This is a genomic window from Faecalibacillus sp. MSK20_93 (genome assembly GCF_020589945.1).
Classification (GTDB): domain Bacteria; phylum Bacillota_I; class Bacilli_A; order Erysipelotrichales; family Coprobacillaceae; genus Faecalibacillus; species Faecalibacillus intestinalis.
Genome location: NZ_JAJDKA010000027.1, coordinates 20,838 through 37,724, shown reverse-complemented (window position 1 = coordinate 37,724; position 16,887 = coordinate 20,838). Strand labels below are relative to the sequence as shown.

General features: G+C 29.0%; 18 protein-coding genes. All 18 read right to left on the bottom strand.

All coding sequences use genetic code 11. The annotated features are described in order from the left end of the window. Positions 1 to 35: 35 nt before the first annotated feature. The gene (locus LJD34_RS09225; RefSeq protein WP_227359709.1) at positions 36 to 551 is read right to left on the bottom strand and encodes an HNH endonuclease; all 516 of its coding nucleotides are present in this window, start codon (positions 549 to 551) and stop codon (positions 36 to 38) included. Continuing rightward, entirely contained in the window at positions 548 to 787 is a 240-nt protein-coding gene (locus tag LJD34_RS09220; RefSeq protein ID WP_117867860.1) for a hypothetical protein, read from the bottom strand. The genes LJD34_RS09225 and LJD34_RS09220 overlap by 4 nt, the downstream gene beginning before the upstream one ends. Before the next feature lie 65 nt (positions 788 to 852). After that, positions 853 to 1,353 (bottom strand): hypothetical protein, encoded by a 501-nt coding sequence (locus LJD34_RS09215; protein WP_175300630.1) that lies wholly within the window; start codon positions 1,351 to 1,353, stop codon positions 853 to 855. Positions 1,354 to 1,460: 107 nt separating this feature from the next. Next, positions 1,461 to 2,012, bottom strand: a complete 552-nt coding sequence (locus LJD34_RS09210) for a type III toxin-antitoxin system ToxN/AbiQ family toxin (RefSeq protein WP_227359708.1) — start codon at positions 2,010 to 2,012, stop codon at positions 1,461 to 1,463. A gap of 359 nt (positions 2,013 to 2,371) precedes the next feature. Beyond that, positions 2,372 to 2,764 (bottom strand): hypothetical protein, encoded by a 393-nt coding sequence (locus LJD34_RS09205; protein ID WP_227359707.1) that lies wholly within the window; start codon positions 2,762 to 2,764, stop codon positions 2,372 to 2,374. 35 nt (positions 2,765 to 2,799) lie between these two features. Further along, positions 2,800 to 3,150 carry a nucleotidyltransferase family protein gene (locus LJD34_RS09200; RefSeq protein WP_227359706.1) on the bottom strand — a complete coding sequence of 117 codons (351 nt, stop codon included), beginning with the start codon at positions 3,148 to 3,150 and terminating at the stop codon, positions 2,800 to 2,802. Between the two features lie 48 nt (positions 3,151 to 3,198). After that, complete coding sequence (locus tag LJD34_RS09195; RefSeq protein ID WP_117812364.1) at positions 3,199 to 4,002, bottom strand: hypothetical protein; 804 nt, start codon at positions 4,000 to 4,002, stop codon at positions 3,199 to 3,201. Between the two features lie 2 nt (positions 4,003 to 4,004). After that, complete coding sequence (gene mobL / locus LJD34_RS09190; protein WP_227359705.1) at positions 4,005 to 5,237, bottom strand: relaxase MobL; 1,233 nt, start codon at positions 5,235 to 5,237, stop codon at positions 4,005 to 4,007. A gap of 1 nt (position 5,238) precedes the next feature. Next, positions 5,239 to 7,428, bottom strand: a complete 2,190-nt coding sequence (locus LJD34_RS09185) for a VirD4-like conjugal transfer protein, CD1115 family (protein WP_227359704.1) — start codon at positions 7,426 to 7,428, stop codon at positions 5,239 to 5,241. Positions 7,429 to 8,103: 675 nt separating this feature from the next. Beyond that, positions 8,104 to 8,598 carry a hypothetical protein gene (locus tag LJD34_RS09180; protein ID WP_117812367.1) on the bottom strand — a complete coding sequence of 165 codons (495 nt, stop codon included), beginning with the start codon at positions 8,596 to 8,598 and terminating at the stop codon, positions 8,104 to 8,106. 140 nt (positions 8,599 to 8,738) lie between these two features. Then, positions 8,739 to 9,311: a helix-turn-helix domain-containing protein gene (locus LJD34_RS09175; RefSeq protein WP_117812368.1), complete on the bottom strand. Its 573-nt coding sequence runs from the start codon at positions 9,309 to 9,311 to the stop codon at positions 8,739 to 8,741. 94 nt (positions 9,312 to 9,405) lie between these two features. Further along, positions 9,406 to 9,570: a hypothetical protein gene (locus LJD34_RS09170; RefSeq protein ID WP_227359703.1), complete on the bottom strand. Its 165-nt coding sequence runs from the start codon at positions 9,568 to 9,570 to the stop codon at positions 9,406 to 9,408. After that, on the bottom strand, positions 9,554 to 10,105 hold the full coding sequence (locus tag LJD34_RS09165) for a hypothetical protein (protein WP_227359702.1): 552 nt from the start codon (positions 10,103 to 10,105) through the stop codon (positions 9,554 to 9,556). Before LJD34_RS09165 ends, LJD34_RS09170 begins: the two co-directional genes overlap by 17 nt. Before the next feature lie 23 nt (positions 10,106 to 10,128). Further along, the gene (locus LJD34_RS09160; RefSeq protein WP_227359701.1) at positions 10,129 to 11,373 is read right to left on the bottom strand and encodes a CHAP domain-containing protein; all 1,245 of its coding nucleotides are present in this window, start codon (positions 11,371 to 11,373) and stop codon (positions 10,129 to 10,131) included. Positions 11,374 to 11,409: 36 nt separating this feature from the next. Continuing rightward, positions 11,410 to 13,950 (bottom strand): VirB4 family type IV secretion system protein, encoded by a 2,541-nt coding sequence (locus LJD34_RS09155; RefSeq protein ID WP_227359700.1) that lies wholly within the window; start codon positions 13,948 to 13,950, stop codon positions 11,410 to 11,412. Then, entirely contained in the window at positions 13,886 to 14,281 is a 396-nt protein-coding gene (locus LJD34_RS09150) for a hypothetical protein (RefSeq protein ID WP_227359699.1), read from the bottom strand. The genes LJD34_RS09155 and LJD34_RS09150 overlap by 65 nt, the downstream gene beginning before the upstream one ends. Further along, positions 14,278 to 16,248, bottom strand: coding sequence for a hypothetical protein (locus tag LJD34_RS09145; protein ID WP_227359698.1), 1,971 nt, complete (start codon positions 16,246 to 16,248; stop codon positions 14,278 to 14,280). Before LJD34_RS09145 ends, LJD34_RS09150 begins: the two co-directional genes overlap by 4 nt. Then, positions 16,248 to 16,874, bottom strand: coding sequence for a hypothetical protein (locus tag LJD34_RS09140; RefSeq protein ID WP_227359697.1), 627 nt, complete (start codon positions 16,872 to 16,874; stop codon positions 16,248 to 16,250). Before LJD34_RS09140 ends, LJD34_RS09145 begins: the two co-directional genes overlap by 1 nt. Positions 16,875 to 16,887 lie beyond the last annotated feature (13 nt).

Sequence of the window (16,887 nt, the reverse complement as noted above, 5' to 3'; positions counted from 1 at the left end):
CTAAAAAAAGAGGCTGATGAACCTAATCCAAAAGGTTAGGTTTCTTTACAGCCCCCTCTAATCAGCCATAGACCAGTTTTTTTTGATTTTCTTTTGTTACAACTACTACAGGCTGCTACTAGATTTTTGCAGTCATTTATATCTTCTATATCGAATTTTTTTAACAGTTCTCTATTTATATTTCTAAAACTACTATTTTTTACTTTATGGATAGGATATAGATGATCTATAGTTATTTGATTTTTTTGAAAAAGTCTTCCACAATACACACAGCGATAATAGGGCTTACCATTTTTAATGATAGGTTTGTTGTTGGCAAAAAAATCTGCACGATAATGAGCATTTCTTGAATATGAGGATTCCAATATCAAAAAAGTTAATCTTTTTTTTAAACAATATGCTTGAAGCCTATTGGCTAGGAATTGATCTTCAGTATTTAAATACCAATATCCTGAATATTTACCAGTTTTTTTGAACTGACAACCAAATTCTTTTAATTCATTTTTAAAATAATAAGTCTTATTTTTACCATTCTTTATTTCATATCTCATGATTCATAGTTATCATATTCTTCTTCGACTTCGTTGGAAGTAGGGGAATCATTTAGAAAAAAACTATTTAATTTATTATTGACCTTTTCAATTTCATCTTTCATAGCATAAAGCTCTTTTAATTCTTTGTTATATTCCTTGATTTCATTTTGTTCTTTTTTTATATTCTCTTCTTTCTTTTTCTTTTTTTGTTCTAATGATTTAATACGTGTTTCTAGTTTTTTATAATTATTCATAGTACAGCTCCTTTTACAGTTATAACAAAAAAGAGCTAACTTGGCTCTTTTGTCATTTATATATTTTAATATTTTTTAGAAATCATTGTATCAATACTTAATTCTGGATGCGTATATCCATAAGCAAAAATGTAGCCATCAATCATACACCCCCAATAATAAGGGCGGTTTTTATCAGATTGCCATCCTTCACGAGATGTTGACATTCCTTTGTAAAATGGGGAATATTTTAGCTCTTTAAGCATTGTATCAAATATCCAAGTTTTATAAATATTCCATAGTTTTTTATGTTTAATATCCTGTATTTCATTATTTTCACGAAGAGTAATACTCATTAATTTATGCAGTACATTTGTATCTTTCCAATTTTTAATAAGATGTATTGAATAGTTGTACTGTTGCTTCGATAGATAATCTTTTAATGAATTAATAACTTCTTCAACATCATATTCTTCATATTCTTCTTTTTCATCATTAACTATGAAAGCTTTACTATTACCTACTTGTTCGGGTTTTAACATAGGTTTAGTACTTTTAATACATTTACCAATTATTTTAATATTCATTTTTTGTTCTCCTTTAATTATATTTTTATTTTACAAGAAGTAGATAAATTATTTCTCACTTTATTTTCCAATAATGTAAAAAGAGCCAACTTGGCTCTTCTATTACATTAAATATTTTGACTTTGATAATAAATACATTTTTCTTCTAGCAACTTGAAATTACAGCATCTGTTTTCAAGTGATTGCCAAGAATGAGTTATAACAGCATTATAAATTCTTTTGCTGTCAGATATTATTTTTTTCTTATGTAGGTTACAAAATGCTATTTCTTTTCTTAAAAGAAAATAATCTTTGTCTTGACTAATATTATAATTGATTATTGCTCTGTCACATACAGGAATCATATTATTTAGATTTAAAACAGAGAGAAGCTTTCTTTCATCATTATATGTTTCCTCAATAAAAAACATATCTATAGGCTTTTTACCTGTTTCAACATATTTATTAAACATTCTAGATAATTTATCCTTTTTATTACTAGAGATAGGTACAAAATATTTTAAATTGTTGATTTCAAAAAGAACACCCACAAAAGGTTTATTGTCTTTATGTAAAACACTAGAGTTGATTTGAACTTTACTATCATATTTTCTTAAATAGCTTATATATTCTTCATCAATTCTAATTAGAATTAATTTTGACAAGTTTTCTTTTTTCATTAAATCACATCCTATTTTATTAAAAAAGGACAGTCATATATTATGACTATCCAAACTTTTATAGTCCTCAACTACGGTATGAGGTCACCCAACTTTGTATAGTCCTCAACTATGGTATGAGGTCACCCAACTTTGTATAGTCCTCAACTACGGTATGAGGTCACCCAACTTTTACCTCTTTTTAAAAGTGAGGAATCTTTTGGTGGAACTACCACCTACATTTAGTATAGTATCATATTTCAAATTTAATTCAATACTTTATTTAATACTATTCTAATTAGTTTTTTCGTCATAGTAACTTATAAAATATAAATAAATTTAAATATTGATTTGATGTTTTTTCATTGATGATATTTGTATCAGTAGACATTTTCTATGTCTCCCTCACAAATATTAAATTGTAGAAATTCTTTTTCAGCATTCTTTAATGCCTTTTCTTTTATATCATTATTTTTCAATAATCTAGACATCATTTCAATTCCTCTAGGATAAATAATGTTTTTCATTTTATATTTATCATAAGTATGGATATTCATATTTAAACCATATTTATTTGAGAGATAATTGACCATTGCTACTAAATAAAATGATTTACAATAATTTTTTTCTTTAAAGAATTTTTCTATTGCATGGGAATCTATAATTTCTTCTATAGCTTCCTGAGGATCTAATAATTTAATAGACTGACAAAGATTGCTTTTAAATAGCTCAAAATCATCATTTTCAGTAATTATTACTTTTTTAATTGCCATATCAATTCATCTCCTTTACCTGAATGAGTAAAAGATTAATGATTATATTTAGAATCATATATTGTTATTCCTTCACTAAAAATATTTTTGTATATTGGTGAATCAATTTCAATAGAAGATATTTGAAAAATATCAATATCTTTAGATAATGCTTTTTGTAAATCTCCTTTAAGTGAAAATAATTTTAAACTTTTAATTCTTGGATCAATAATACAGAAGTCTATATCACTTATTAATGAGGCTTCATTTCTAGCATAAGAGCCAAATAATAATACACGGTTGACCTCATATTCGTCAAAAATGGGTTTTACAATTTTTTTAATGTCTTCAATATTGTAAATAAATTGATATTTTTTATTAGAATAATATCCTTTATAAATCTCCATGTTGTCACCAACTTTCATACTTATTATAACATATATAATTAGTATTTATTATTCGTATTCAATACCAATTTTAATACCCAATCCTTTTGGTAAAACAGCGGAAATGATTTCTTTTTCATATAAGTATCTATTTGCTTTTATTTTCTTTCTCCATTTACCATTAGAGAATCCAAAATGATATTCTTTAAGTATTTCTTTTGCTTTAAACGTATTTCCCTCAACAACTATATAGCCATCAAACACCAAAACAAGATGATGAGGTGTTCTAAAGTCCAATTTAACTGTTTGATCAAGAGAAAATAGTTTCTCTGTTATTTCATCTACCTTATCAATTTCATATTCTTTATCCCATGATTGATAGCTGGAATTATATCTAAATCCATTTTCTTTAAGATAAGCTTTGATGTTGTAAGAATTAAATACCTCTAAAATAGTAGTTTTATATATTTGTAAAACAACATTCTTTTTCCAGCACACTTCTAAAGCTGTTTTTATTAACTTTTGGTTTTCATAGTCCTCGCAGTTGATTAATTGAACATAATCCAATAATTGGAAGATAAGAGCTTTATAAAGTAATTTTGAATATACCTGAAGAAAAGTCTTATCATTTTTAGTTTCCCCACGATCACAAAAATCAATGTGGTGGGCAAGGGCGATAATACATGAATTTGCTATTGCAACCTCTTGACGATAGAGATTAAAAACAGTAAGCACATTGTCTTTATATTTTTCATTTTTTGTTGATTCTTTTTTTGAAAATTCTATTTTAAAGTTCTTATAATTATTTTCTTTGTTTAAATTTTCATAGGTCTTGTCTATGATAAATTCTAATTCTTTTTTTATTGATCTCATAATTATCCTCCATGTACAAATTCGAGATTTTTACTTTGTGCTCTTGCTTTTTCAATCATGTTGTTGAGCATTTGTTCTTGTTCTTTTAGATCATAATGTGCTTGTGCAAGTTCTTTAGCAAGTTCATCTAGTACACCACCTTCAAGACATCTACTCCTGTTTTTCATTGATACCTTGGCATGTTCAGAAACTGTTTCGGAAGTATTATCAATATATAATTCATCTTCTTGTTCCTGCTCGTATTCATCAACATCTTCACGATAACATTTGATATTTTGAAGGATCATATTAGCAATGCGATCATGTAATTCCTTTTCTTTGTTTTCAATGGATTTATTTTGTTCTTTAGATTCTTCTTTAGAAAAGTAACGATTATCAAACATTTCTTTTTCTTTTTCTAGCATTTCCCTGTATTTTTTATAAAGCTTTTTAACGTCATCTTTTTCTAACAATTTATCTACAAGTTTATCAATTTCTTGACGATAGGGCATGATGTTTGCGGAATTATATTTCATACTGCCAGTTTTAGGAACGATTTTTTCTAATTTCTTGAACATTTTGTTGATTTCTTTATCGTTTGCAAATAATTTTTTTGAATTGTTAGAATTTGAATATTTACCAGCATCCAATCCCATTTCTTTTAATGTATCAATGATTTCTTTTTTTACATTGTCTCTTTTAAGATAAAGTTCAGAATTGATATTCATTGTTCTAATAATGTTTGACTTGATAGGTTTAAAAGTATTTGTTTTAATATGGTAATCTGTTCTTGTTGGGCTTTTTTCAAAGATAAAAGCATGGATGTGGGGGTGCACTGTATTCGTATGGTAGTAGCAACCCCATTCGACATTATCAGGATTCAATCCCAATTCCTTGATATTTTTGTTCATGCTCTTATTCATTAGATTTTTCATTGCTTTTTTATCTAGAATTTTATTTTCTCTAGCAAAAGTTTCATCAAATGAAATAACCAGTCTATAGATCGTTTCAGGTTTATATTTTTCAAAGAGTTTTTTATCTTCGTCCGCTTTGAAATCACCATTCTTACCCCAACCACCATTAGATCCAATTCTATATTTGTAATAGTTTACAGCATCTTCAGTATCAATAGTTTTATCACACGCTTCATCACGATCGTAGTAATCGCACATAGCACCAGTATTAATTTTTTGCTTGCTGTCATTCGATTTAGAATATTGAGTTTGTTTATATTGAATATTGCAGAATATTTCCATATTATTTATTACCTCTGATCGTGTTGATACTTTCAAATGCTTTCCTTAGATCATTACTGTTTAATTCATTGATTTTATCTAATAAGGACATTTTAGGAACACTTTTAGATGTCTTTGACATTTCTTTTTGAATATCTTTAATATGACTTGCTGAATTTTCTTTTTGGGCATTGATGTGTGGTACATCAATTTGATTGATAAATTCAAAGAACTGTTCAGAATTCATATAATTTAGTAATTCTCTTCTTTCAGGAAAATAGCCTAAAGATTTAACGTAAGCATTGATATGTCTTTTTACAGCAGAAGCAAGATCATCACGTTGTGACCAGTACCAGTACATATCTTCTTCAACTAATTCAGTAGTTTTAGGTTTGATATTGTTTTTTACATTAGGAATTTGTGATAGGTCATAATCAGCTCTTGTATAAATAATATAGCGAGGTACAGCATAATGAATTTTTCTATTTATATTATCTATTCTTGAATCTTCCTCATGCAAGTCTTTAATCCATTTGTATTCAGTCATATCAGGAAGATAGTTTTGCATAGGTCCAAGATAAGTACGTGTAACAATAATTCCTCTTCCATCTGTAACATTTTGATAACGTAAAACATCAGGAGCAATCAAAGGAACTTGTTGCTGACTGTATGAAACTCCTCCACCATTTTGAGTAGCATTGTTATTAAAGTTTCCACTTTGACTTGCGACCCAAATAGTTTCATATCCTATTTCTTTACTAAAGTTTTCGCAGGTATCCATACTTGCACTTGAAATAAAAGTTTTTAAGTTACAGTTACCACGAATAATTAATGCTATTTTATCACCATATTTTTCATCTAACTGTTCATCAGCTTGAAGAAAAAGATGTAAGAAAATCCAACGAGATAGGGCAACTGTAATTTTTGTTTCAATTTGATTGATAGGTGCCATGTTTCCAAATTCATCTAAAAAAATGTGACAACGTTTATTTAAATGCATATCTTTTGTAGCTGTAGCACATCTAACAAGTTCTTGATAAGCTTGGTCAACTAAAACAGAAATGATAGGATTATATTTAGAATTTTCATCAGGGTTAATAATAAATAAAACATGTTTACCATTTGCATAATCACTAAATGTCATATCGGAATCACTTAATAATTTTGCTAAATTTTGTCCACTAAAAATTGCAAGTGTCGATAATGTTGAAGTCATAAAACTTCCACGTGTCTTATCAGGAGAGTTAGCAATAGGGGTGAAGGCAACACGTGATGGATTTATTTCATCCAGTGAATTAATATAGGCACTTAAAAGCATACGTGGATTTTTTTCTCCTTTAAAAGTAACTTCCTTTCCTAATACGGAAAGAACCTGATAAACTGAAAAAAGATTTTTACGATTGTCTTTAATGTTTGCTTGTGCGACTGCAAGTATGATTGATTTAATTAAAGCCTTTTGACCATCTATCCAAATTCTCTCACTTTTACCATTGTCTACTACAACTTGGTTAACGAAGTCATCAGTAAACTGGTCTGCATCATCTATACGAGGGTCATCATTATCTTTAAAACAATCAACAATCAATTTAAGCGGATTCCATCTTTGAGATTTTTTCATAAATCTAAAATCAATAACATTAACAGTGTAACCATATTTTTCAAACAAAGTATGAAAGCGACGATACAGTTCTCCTTTGTTATCATGAAAGATTGCAGACTCACGAGCTTTTATAACTAACATGACAAATACACTTAAAAGTTTTCTCGTTTTTCCTGAACGAGTTGAACCATAATTTAAACTGTGAGTAGCACCGACATCATAAATAAGTTCATTGTCACTGATCTTATTGACAGGCATACCTGCTGTTTCAATTTTTTCATTCATATCTATTTTTGCAATTCTAAAATCTTCAAATTCTTTTTGTTCATCAATAGTCTTCCAGCTTTGTTTCCCTAATGTATCTGTTTTCTTTGGCTTTGAAAAAAGAAATGCTTTTGTAATAAATGTAAATGAAAGAACATATAAAGCAAATGTAACGATCACGATAATATCCAAATTATCTGAAAAAACAGTTACAAAAGAACTTTCCTGTAATAATAAACTGAAGAACATATATACAAACATTACTGAAAAAATCGGTACGATTATCGATATACCAATAACAATGATCATCAACTCTTGGTGATGCTTTTTATCTTCTTTTTTGTTCAAAACTTATTACCTCCTTTTTATAATTTTGTTAATGAAAAAAGAGCTAAGTTGGCTCTTCATCTAAATCTAAAAAATTTGCTTCCTACTTAATTTTCTTGTCCTAATTAACTGAATATTTTGACCGAAAATTAAGTAGCAGGATAAGGAGTGTCCGACAGACACTCCATTTGGGGCTTGTTCGCAGTGCGAACAACCGCATGGTTGACGTTTATTCAAATATTCATTTTTGGAGACAGTTGAATATTTTGGAAATAAATATTCAAAAAATATTCAAGAAAAACTATGCTTTTTTCTTTTGAAAACCGCACGGTTGACGTTTATTTTGATTTTTTTAGAAGTGTCCTCCAAAAGTGAATATTCAAAGTTTTTTTGTGCTTTATTTTTTAAAATATTCAGCCAAAAACCGCATGGTTGACGATTCCTGTAAAATATTCACTTTTTGTCCGACAACTTTTGCTCAAATTTACCTGTAAAACAAAAATATTCAAGAAAATATTCACTATTTTTATGAATTTTCCTTTGAAAAGCGCATGGTTGACGATTCCTGAAGAATTTAACCATTGTCCGACAATATTCAGTATTTTGAGTACTTTTAGGACGGTTTTATCCGTCCAACCCCGCATGGTTGACGTTTATTTTGATTTTTCAAAATATTCAAAAATTGTCCGACAGCACTTAATATTGATCAAAGAATTTATTTTGTCTTTTATTGTATTTTTTTAGAACATAATCATCTTGAATTGGCAACTCATTATTGCTTGTAAGTTCATACCAAGTGAAGATGTCATCTTCATCAAATGCAATAGTTGCAAGTTCTTCTTTTGCTATAATTGAACAAAGTTTTTCAAAATATTCAAATGAACTATCAAGATAAACAAGAACAAATACTTCAGGTCTGAACACCTTTAATTTTCTTAAAATCATTATTAGATCTTTACTTTTATAGAATGATTTTTGAATAATTACATGTGTTAGATTTCTATAACCCGTTACTGGATTTATTGAAAAATTGATGTATTTATTTGAAACTATATGGATAACTTCATTTGTATTTCTATCAAAAAAATGAACGATTTCATCATATTCGTTATCTTTAAATGTAAATCTCTTGAACAATTTTTGATATAACGGTTCATCAGAATACAGTACGGTTCTGTAATTTTCTAACAATTTTTTCAACTCCTTTTTTCGAATTTTTTATTACTTTTTTATTTGAAAATTTGAATTTTTTAATTTAATTATTTTATGTTTTTGTTTATTAAAATAATTAAAAATCAAAAAATAATAATTAAAAAACAACTGTTTTTGTATTACCATTTAGCTATATTTTTTCTTTTCGATTCGATAGAATTGAAATCTTTTTTTGCTTGTTCTTCATCAATTTCATAAGTTTCCAAAATAAAATCTAGGAATTTTTTATTGCTGATATTTTCTTTTTCAAGGTCTTTTACTGTTGTTGCCCATGTTTTTAAAACAACTTCTTGAAACATATTTTCTATATCATATTTCACTTTTGACAGGTCGTGATTAAGAAAATACTGTTCAAAAATATAATTAGCTGTTTGAGAAAATGAATCAAATTCATGTTCAATTTCTATCATTTTAATTTGTTTTAGAGTTTCATTTTTTATACGTAAAGCCATTTTAGTAGTAGGTGATACTTTTAATGTATCGCTAAATATTTCATCATCAATTTCAAGTTTGACTGCTATTTGTTTTAGTAGGTTTTGGTCATAAGTTTCATATTTATTTGCTTCAAGTCTTTGATAATTTGAAAATGATATTTGTAGATATTCAGCCATATCTTTTTGTGTAAGCTTCTTTTTTTTCCTTTTATCTTTGATGATGCTCACTAATTTTTCATTTATTTTTACTGTTGCCATAAATAAAATCTCCTTATTTTTTTATAAGAAAGGAAAGGGCAGGAGTGATTTTAGACAGTGCTTTTTTATATTCATTACTAACATAAAAATAGGTTTAGATATAAAAATCATTGTCTTTATTTTCTAATGACGATAAAATTTCTTGCCTGTTTAATAGATGATTATTTGAAATCATATCATACGCATCTAACATTTTTTCAATACGGATGTACCAAAATAATTGTTCGTTGTTCATATGGAAACTAGTAAGAAGAAACATCTTCTCCTTCAGGTTCTTCATCTTCATCAGGCATTTGATTTTCGGTATCATCATTTATTTTTTTATTTTTATATGCATCCTTATCTACAATATACAGATACGTTTTTCCTTTTTTGTTTGGTTTGTAATCTTGATTATTGATGTCTCCATTCCATATAAATTTACATTTTTTATTTTGAATATTGAACTTTGTCTTATATAAAGATTGCCAATCATCATCCAAAAGCACATAGCATGTAAACAATTTTTTGTTTTCTTTTTTTGGCTTTTTTATTTGTATATTGTTAATTTCTTTATCTTTATATTCTAATTCTTCTAGATATTTTTGAATATCATTTTTAAAAGCTATTGTCTGATTTTTATTTAAAATATCAGAAATAGAATCTTCATTTTCAATTTCATAGTAGTAATTTAATTCTTTAATATTTTTATTGAAAACAGTATTTTGCAGTATTAGATAAGTTAAATATCCACCAATTAATAGAATAAGAATAGTGATATAGATAACTGTCTTTTTTGTAATTTTATCGTCCATAATCCATTTAAATTTCCTTTCTTTTATAAATATTTAAGGCATTCTGCTTTCTCGTTTTTCCAACGATTATGCCAACTATTATAATATTTCTTTCCTGTCTTTCCGTATTTTTTATATCCATTCATATCTAGAGAATAGAGATAATCATAAACCTTTGATACAAAAGTACGATCATCCATTGAAGTTTTCGCACCTGAATCAGCAATTATTTTTGGAGCAGTTCCACTTCCAGACCAGTTAGAAAGAGAACAAGCCATGCCTTTTACAGCATCATTTTTTCCTGAAATATCAATTCCTTTTTTCTTCAAATTGTTTTCGACTGGAACATAATAATTGTTATATTCAAATTCATCTTGTTTGATTGCAAAGTCATTAGGATCGTTTTTATAAGCCTGTTTCCAAGCATTATCCAGTCCTTTATTATTTGCCAAATCTTTTTTATTCATATTCAAATAAGGAGCAAACATTGCGTATTTAACATTGTCTTTTCCATAACAATAACTCAAGAATGTTTGTAGATCATAACGATTATCAAACTGATAATATCCCATTGCGTGGTATCCATCACCACTTGAAAATCCTTGTCCATAATTTTGTCCTGATTCAAATTTAGCAAAGAATTTGAACGCTTCAGATAAAGCCCCCTGTAAAGTTTGATTTGTTGAACCAGTAGAAGGGTAGTTAGGAGAAGCGTATCCAAGAATTCTACTGTTGCTTGTATCATAGCTTCTTTCTTTAACTGTATTAGAAGTATTTCCTTCAACTGTATAGACTTTATTTCCTTCAACTTTTGTAACGATACCTACATGAGTTGAATCATTTTTATTTCCTTTGCAGAAGAAAATTATTTTTCCTCGTGCTGGTAAACCACCACCTCCATAACGTGAGACATAATCAAACTGATTTTTATCTTTGAACCATTTGACACCAGCATCACATGATTGAAATTTAGGAATTGCAGTATTTAATATTCCTGCTTGATCAGCACACCAAGAAACAAAAGTTGCACACCAATTTGCACCATCAGCTTTACCTGTATACCATTGACGGTATTTATCTCCACCTTTTCTACCTGCAACACTGATACTTTCATTAACAGCTATTGTTACAAAGCTTTCCATAGTATCTGTAGTATCAATAGTTTTTGGAGAATCATCGTGTTCTTCTTCAGATGCTCCCATTAACATGAAAGAACTGATTAGAATAATAAAAAATAATAATGATGAACAACAAGAACCGATAATTATTTTTTTTGAATTCTTTTTCATAATTCAATAATAAAAAAGAGCCAATTTGGCTCAATTTTATTTTTTAATACTTTCAAAAAATCTAAGTTCATCAGGTGGAATTATAATTTGTGTAGTCATGGCAGTTTGAGAACCAAACTTTGCATAGCATTCACCAATATTAGCAAACTGAATAAACTCTTGTGCAGATTCAGGAAGAATTTTTGTACCTTTGAAATATTCCGTTTCACCAGCAAGGTTAAAGAAAAATTGATAGCCACTTTGATTGATGATTACCTCACCTTCAGATTTAACTTCATCTTTCAATACGTCACTAATTTGTTGAGTAGCAACTGTAAGACCGCCTATACGTTTTCTGATTCTACGGCTTATAGAACTAAAATATTTCATTACTTCTTTTAAGTCAGGATCCATAATAATACCATATTCATCAGCATAAATTTGTTTTCTAATATCTCTACTATCACTGATAACTTGAGTCCAAATAAATGAAAGGATGTTGAAATATTGAGTTAAAAGAATTCTAGAGCCTGTGTTGTCTTGCAATCCTGAAATATCAAAGTTGATCAATGGATTGTTTAAGTTGATATTTGTATGTCCATTAAATAAAATTGCATCTGCACCTACTGCAAGAGGTCGAATAAAGGCAATACACTCACTAAGTTTTTCTTTTCGAGTTGTATCATTTGCATCTTCGCTTTCATTTTTCATTGTTTTAAGCTCCTCATATAAATCTGATAGAATTGGGTAATCATCATTTGAAAAATTTTCAACAATATCTTCTGCCGATGTTTGATAGTCAATATTCATGATACGTTTATATGTTCTTTCTAAAGCTTCTTCTATTAAGTTGTCATGTAGAATACGTATATCCTTTTTTCCGTTTCTACCTTTATATGCATCAAAGAAAACACGCAAGAAACGTATGTGAGGTGATAATGGTTTGATTTCACTCAATGGAATCTTTTCATCTTCTTTTTCACTTTCTGGAACAGTGATACGGACATGTAAGGGATTGATGCGTCCTTTATCGCCATCTGAACAATCAACGTTTTCACCGCCGAGCGCATATGTCAATTTCTTCAATTCTGAACCTTCAACGTCAATAGAATATTGTTGATATCCAATTCCATATCTATGTGTTATAAGGTGCATTAGATAGGTGGTTTTCCCAAATCCACTTGAACCAAATACAGCTTCATTATAGTTTGCACGATCATCTTTTTTAGTGAAATTATCATAAAATAGAACCCCATTTGTATCTTTGGTCGTTCCAATACAAATAGGGGGATAACGGTATATTATATTTTTATTTTTATCACGTCTTACTGTTGAATCATATAATGCTTCATGTGTGAAAGGGTACATATAACCAAGAGTATCTACTGTTGTTAACTGATTATATTCAGGTACTTGATTTAAACATAATGGGGAGGATAAATTGAACATCTCCATAGGTCTATGCATTCCTTCTCTAAATTTAATATTTAGTTGTGTTGCAAGATTATCAACATCTTTACATCTTTCTTTTAATAATTCTAGAGAATCGGCAGTAATACGTATTGATACTAGGAAATAAATAGGTGTGCTACCTTCAGCACTAACTTCTCTGGTCATTTGATAGTTATTTTCCAATTCTTTTTCAATTACTGCCTGTTGAGAAGCATTCTTTTCTTTATTTAGGTTTTTATTTAAGTTATTGATTGTTTTATCAATATCTTTTTTGATTATATCATGAGGTGCCATTTCAAAGTGCAATGAAAAATCACAATATCTGAATGTTGCACAATATCCAAGCAATGCCATAGTTGGTTCAGACATAAATGTATATACCCATTTAGTGCGAGTATAGACATTATCATTGATTGTCATTGTAGATGACAATCCTCTTTGAAGTATTCCAAGCTTATCAGGATAAATCAAATCCATTTTTCCATAATCTAAATCAAAATAAGAAGTACCAACAAACTCACTTTCAGTAGGATTATAGTAATTATAAACCGTATTCAACATTTCCTGTGGGGTTGCTGGTTTCGTTTGTTGATAGGTATTTAAAATACTACATACAGTATTGATTTGATCCTTTAGAACGTCTAGATTTTTATGTTTTAAAATGATCATAAAGTTTCTGTCTACTAATTCTCTTGTAACAGATACTTCTTTCAAACGATTTTCGGCATCATTCAATATCTCATATCTTTTTCGGTCAACAACACTCTTTGTTACATTTAAGGTATTCTTCAATACTTCACAATCATGTACATATCCTTCGACATCAGCAGGGACTTCATAAGAATAAATCATCCCAGCATGGATATTTTGTTGAAAGATGGTTGCATAGGCATTCAGATAGGCGAACTGGTCTTTTTGATTCATTCCCCAAATATTCGTTCCTGTAACCTTTGCCATCAAGATGAAATTATCATTATTATCAACAAAGCATTGATATTCTTCACTCCATTTAGCAGGGATAGCATCCTTAATATGTGAGACTTTCTTTGTATCTCTAGGAGAAGGTTTCTTGTTTTGCTGTTTATTTTGATTTTTTTCTTTTTTCTTTTTTGATTGGTTGGACTCTTTCTTCTTGAATATACTCATATTCTATTTCTTCTTCCTCCTTTTCTATATTGATTTCTTTGTAATAAAGATAATTCTTAGGTTGATTTGTTAGAAAATTGAAAAATAGTTTGATGTGTTCCATCATACTCAAATGATCAGGTAACTCAAAACAAAGGACAGCATAGAAAGCCATTGAACCAAAGCCAATCATCAGAGCATAGAATTCACCAATTAGCTTTTTTGATATATAAAAAGTTGCTAGAAAGATTATTGTAATTTTAAATACTTGATCTATTGATAAAAAGAAGAGAAATTTTTCTTTTTTCTTTCCTTTGTTTATGATGATTTTTAAACTGTTAGGAGCTATCATTTATCTTTTCCTCCTTTTTTATTCTTGTCCGAATAAGTATTGCTGAATAAATCACTCATTGAATTGGTAGTTGTTTTTCTTACATTATTGGAATTAACATTTTGTCTTGTACTTTGTGAAGTACTGCGAGTATATGTCTTTCCTGATGATGAACGGGTAGTACTTCTATTTGAGTTAACTTTTCTAGAATTTGATTGGCTTTGACCTTTGTTAGGAGCATATCTAATATTTCTAGCGCCTCTTTCAACAGTATCACCAATCTTTTTAGTCATTCTGTCTCTGATAGGGATACGTCCAACTCTACCATCTTCAGCATTGCTTTTATCTCCCATAACTGCACCTACGATACCACCATGACGATTACCATAGTTTGGATTTGCAACTGTATTTCCATCTTTATCTTTTGTATAAGGGTTTGTATCTTTTTTACCTAGAGCTATACGTGCAATGCCTTTTCCAACATCTTTAGCACCTTGTTTTGTGCTTCTAAATGCACCTCCAATTCCACCGACTGTTTGACCTTGCATATTTTTATTACCGAAGAGTTTACCACGAACACCACCAGTCAAATGTCCTGTCATATCATTATGTCTACCCATCACTTTTCTACCAGCAGCCATCACTGCACCGCCACCAACTGAATTCCAAATTCCTTTTATTTGGTTCATAGATTCCAAGAATCCTGCACCATATCCACCAATCATTGATTGGATAAAAGGTGGGGCAGAGATCACGACTGAAAAGGATGCAAAATACAAAATTAGTGATGCAATCGTATTAGCGACACCTGTTGCTTTGTTGTTAAGAATAGAAGATGAAATATTCATAAAAAACTGTAATAAAAAAAGCTGTGCAAAGTTTACTAGAAATGCTCCCATGCTAGCATTCTTCCAAACGTTGAAAGCTTGTGGGTTTTGTTGATTTGTTAATGATAAACAGCATAAAGGACTTATAATATACCAAAATCCAATCATGATTATTCTCATTGCAATTTCAATCGAAACATAGCCCAATAAAATGACAAATATAACTAATCCTACAAGCGTACCGATATAACTGAAATCCCAAATATAATCTCCTGAATGTTCGACCATATAATCATAGGCTTTTTTTGCCTGTGATTTACTAGATGGTACGGAATGAGTACCATAAGCTTCACTTCCGCCTTGATCTTTAGCTTCAGGAAAATCATCATCTGTATTCCATTTACCTAACAAGTCAAAATCATCTGAACCTTCAGTACCTCCAAAATGGTAAGAACCACTGGTATCCCAACGATAGTAAAAAGACCATCTGTCATATTTTCCTCTAGAAAAAAATGAGGAACTGGAACGACCACTTTTATTAGATGGCTCTCCATCATAACCACTCAAAGCATCAGTTGAGTTTGTAATATAGTCATAGAATCTTTCAGCTCCTATATCCATTTTTTGATTTTTACCATTTGTAACATATGAAAAAACGGTATTGTTTTTTTCCATTCCACCAAAAGAGCACAGAACAGAAACAACTAGATTTTTTGAAAGATTAGTTTGCTGGTTTGACATTGTTTTTTTATTGTTTCCGCTACTTCCTGTATATTCCATTTGCATAAGGGCATTAGACGCATTTACACTAATGTTATTGACCATTGGAATAACATATTGCATTGAAATAGCAATAAAAAAACACATAATAGCACCAAAGATTTTCTTACTAGGATCAACATTATCAGCATCCATCATAATTGCATAAAAAAGCTCCCAAGCAATTTTTGCAGGGAGAATTGAAATCATTAAAATAATACACGCCTTATATCCAGCATTGACCCACTCATTAGATAGAATGGAGAAGGGCAGAATTCCATTAAGTAATGCATTTAACAAAACGTTCAGTACATTTATAAGAGGTTTAATCATTTGCCACATTATGTATCTAAAAGTATTAGAAATACCATCAGAAGCAAAATCTAAAATTGCATAATACATTAGATCAATACACCTCCCAAAATGAATATAATCAATATGACTGCAAGAAAAATAATTGATTTTTTAGGATTGTTTTTAATAAACTTAAACATGTTAATCATATAATTTTTATATTGGTTATTATGAGAGTTATTTATATTGTCGGTATCTGTTTTATTGGAATTTGTTTCATTCTCTATTGAATCCAACTTATCAACAATATCTTTGAAAATAGATTGCAGTAAGACTGTTTCACGTTCATAAGCATCAACAATTTCTTTTGTATCAACTTCAACATTTTTACTGTTTAATTCAATAAGCATTTTTTTAATTGAAGTGAGTGAGTCGTTGACATTTGAATGATATTCTTTAATCATTTTCATGATTTCCTTTTCATCTTCTTCATTCATAAATGGAATATCATTATTGACTATGTTTATTTCAAAGCTCTTATATATCTCGTTGAATTGATAGATCATTGCTGGAATATTTCCTTTACAGTATTTATAGAATTTTTTGAATTTGTCATAATCATCATCAAATAATTCTCTTACCTTTGAAAAAACCATTTTACTGATTTTAATTTCACCTAATTCATCACGAATAGTTTTTTCATCAACTCCCAAAATAACAGAAAGATTATCCATTATTTTCCTCCTT

Excerpts from the sequence above, each read along its gene's own strand:
- LJD34_RS09225 (WP_227359709.1), bottom strand. The coding sequence starts at position 551 with ATGAGATATGAAATAAAGAATGGTAAAAATAAGACTTATTATTTTAAA.
- LJD34_RS09220 (WP_117867860.1), bottom strand. The coding sequence starts at position 787 with ATGAATAATTATAAAAAACTAGAAACACGTATTAAATCATTAGAACAA.
- LJD34_RS09215 (WP_175300630.1), bottom strand. The coding sequence starts at position 1,353 with ATGAATATTAAAATAATTGGTAAATGTATTAAAAGTACTAAACCTATG.
- LJD34_RS09210 (WP_227359708.1), bottom strand. The coding sequence starts at position 2,012 with ATGAAAAAAGAAAACTTGTCAAAATTAATTCTAATTAGAATTGATGAA.
- LJD34_RS09205 (WP_227359707.1), bottom strand. The coding sequence starts at position 2,764 with ATGGCAATTAAAAAAGTAATAATTACTGAAAATGATGATTTTGAGCTA.
- LJD34_RS09200 (WP_227359706.1), bottom strand. The coding sequence starts at position 3,150 with ATGGAGATTTATAAAGGATATTATTCTAATAAAAAATATCAATTTATT.
- LJD34_RS09195 (WP_117812364.1), bottom strand. The coding sequence starts at position 4,002 with ATGAGATCAATAAAAAAAGAATTAGAATTTATCATAGACAAGACCTAT.
- mobL (WP_227359705.1), bottom strand. The coding sequence starts at position 5,237 with ATGGAAATATTCTGCAATATTCAATATAAACAAACTCAATATTCTAAA.
- LJD34_RS09175 (WP_117812368.1), bottom strand. The coding sequence starts at position 9,311 with ATGGCAACAGTAAAAATAAATGAAAAATTAGTGAGCATCATCAAAGAT.
- LJD34_RS09170 (WP_227359703.1), bottom strand. The coding sequence starts at position 9,570 with ATGTTTCTTCTTACTAGTTTCCATATGAACAACGAACAATTATTTTGG.
- LJD34_RS09165 (WP_227359702.1), bottom strand. The coding sequence starts at position 10,105 with ATGGACGATAAAATTACAAAAAAGACAGTTATCTATATCACTATTCTT.
- LJD34_RS09160 (WP_227359701.1), bottom strand. The coding sequence starts at position 11,373 with ATGAAAAAGAATTCAAAAAAAATAATTATCGGTTCTTGTTGTTCATCA.
- LJD34_RS09155 (WP_227359700.1), bottom strand. The coding sequence starts at position 13,950 with ATGAGTATATTCAAGAAGAAAGAGTCCAACCAATCAAAAAAGAAAAAA.
- LJD34_RS09150 (WP_227359699.1), bottom strand. The coding sequence starts at position 14,281 with ATGATAGCTCCTAACAGTTTAAAAATCATCATAAACAAAGGAAAGAAA.
- LJD34_RS09145 (WP_227359698.1), bottom strand. The coding sequence starts at position 16,248 with ATGTATTATGCAATTTTAGATTTTGCTTCTGATGGTATTTCTAATACT.
- LJD34_RS09140 (WP_227359697.1), bottom strand. The coding sequence starts at position 16,874 with ATGGATAATCTTTCTGTTATTTTGGGAGTTGATGAAAAAACTATTCGT.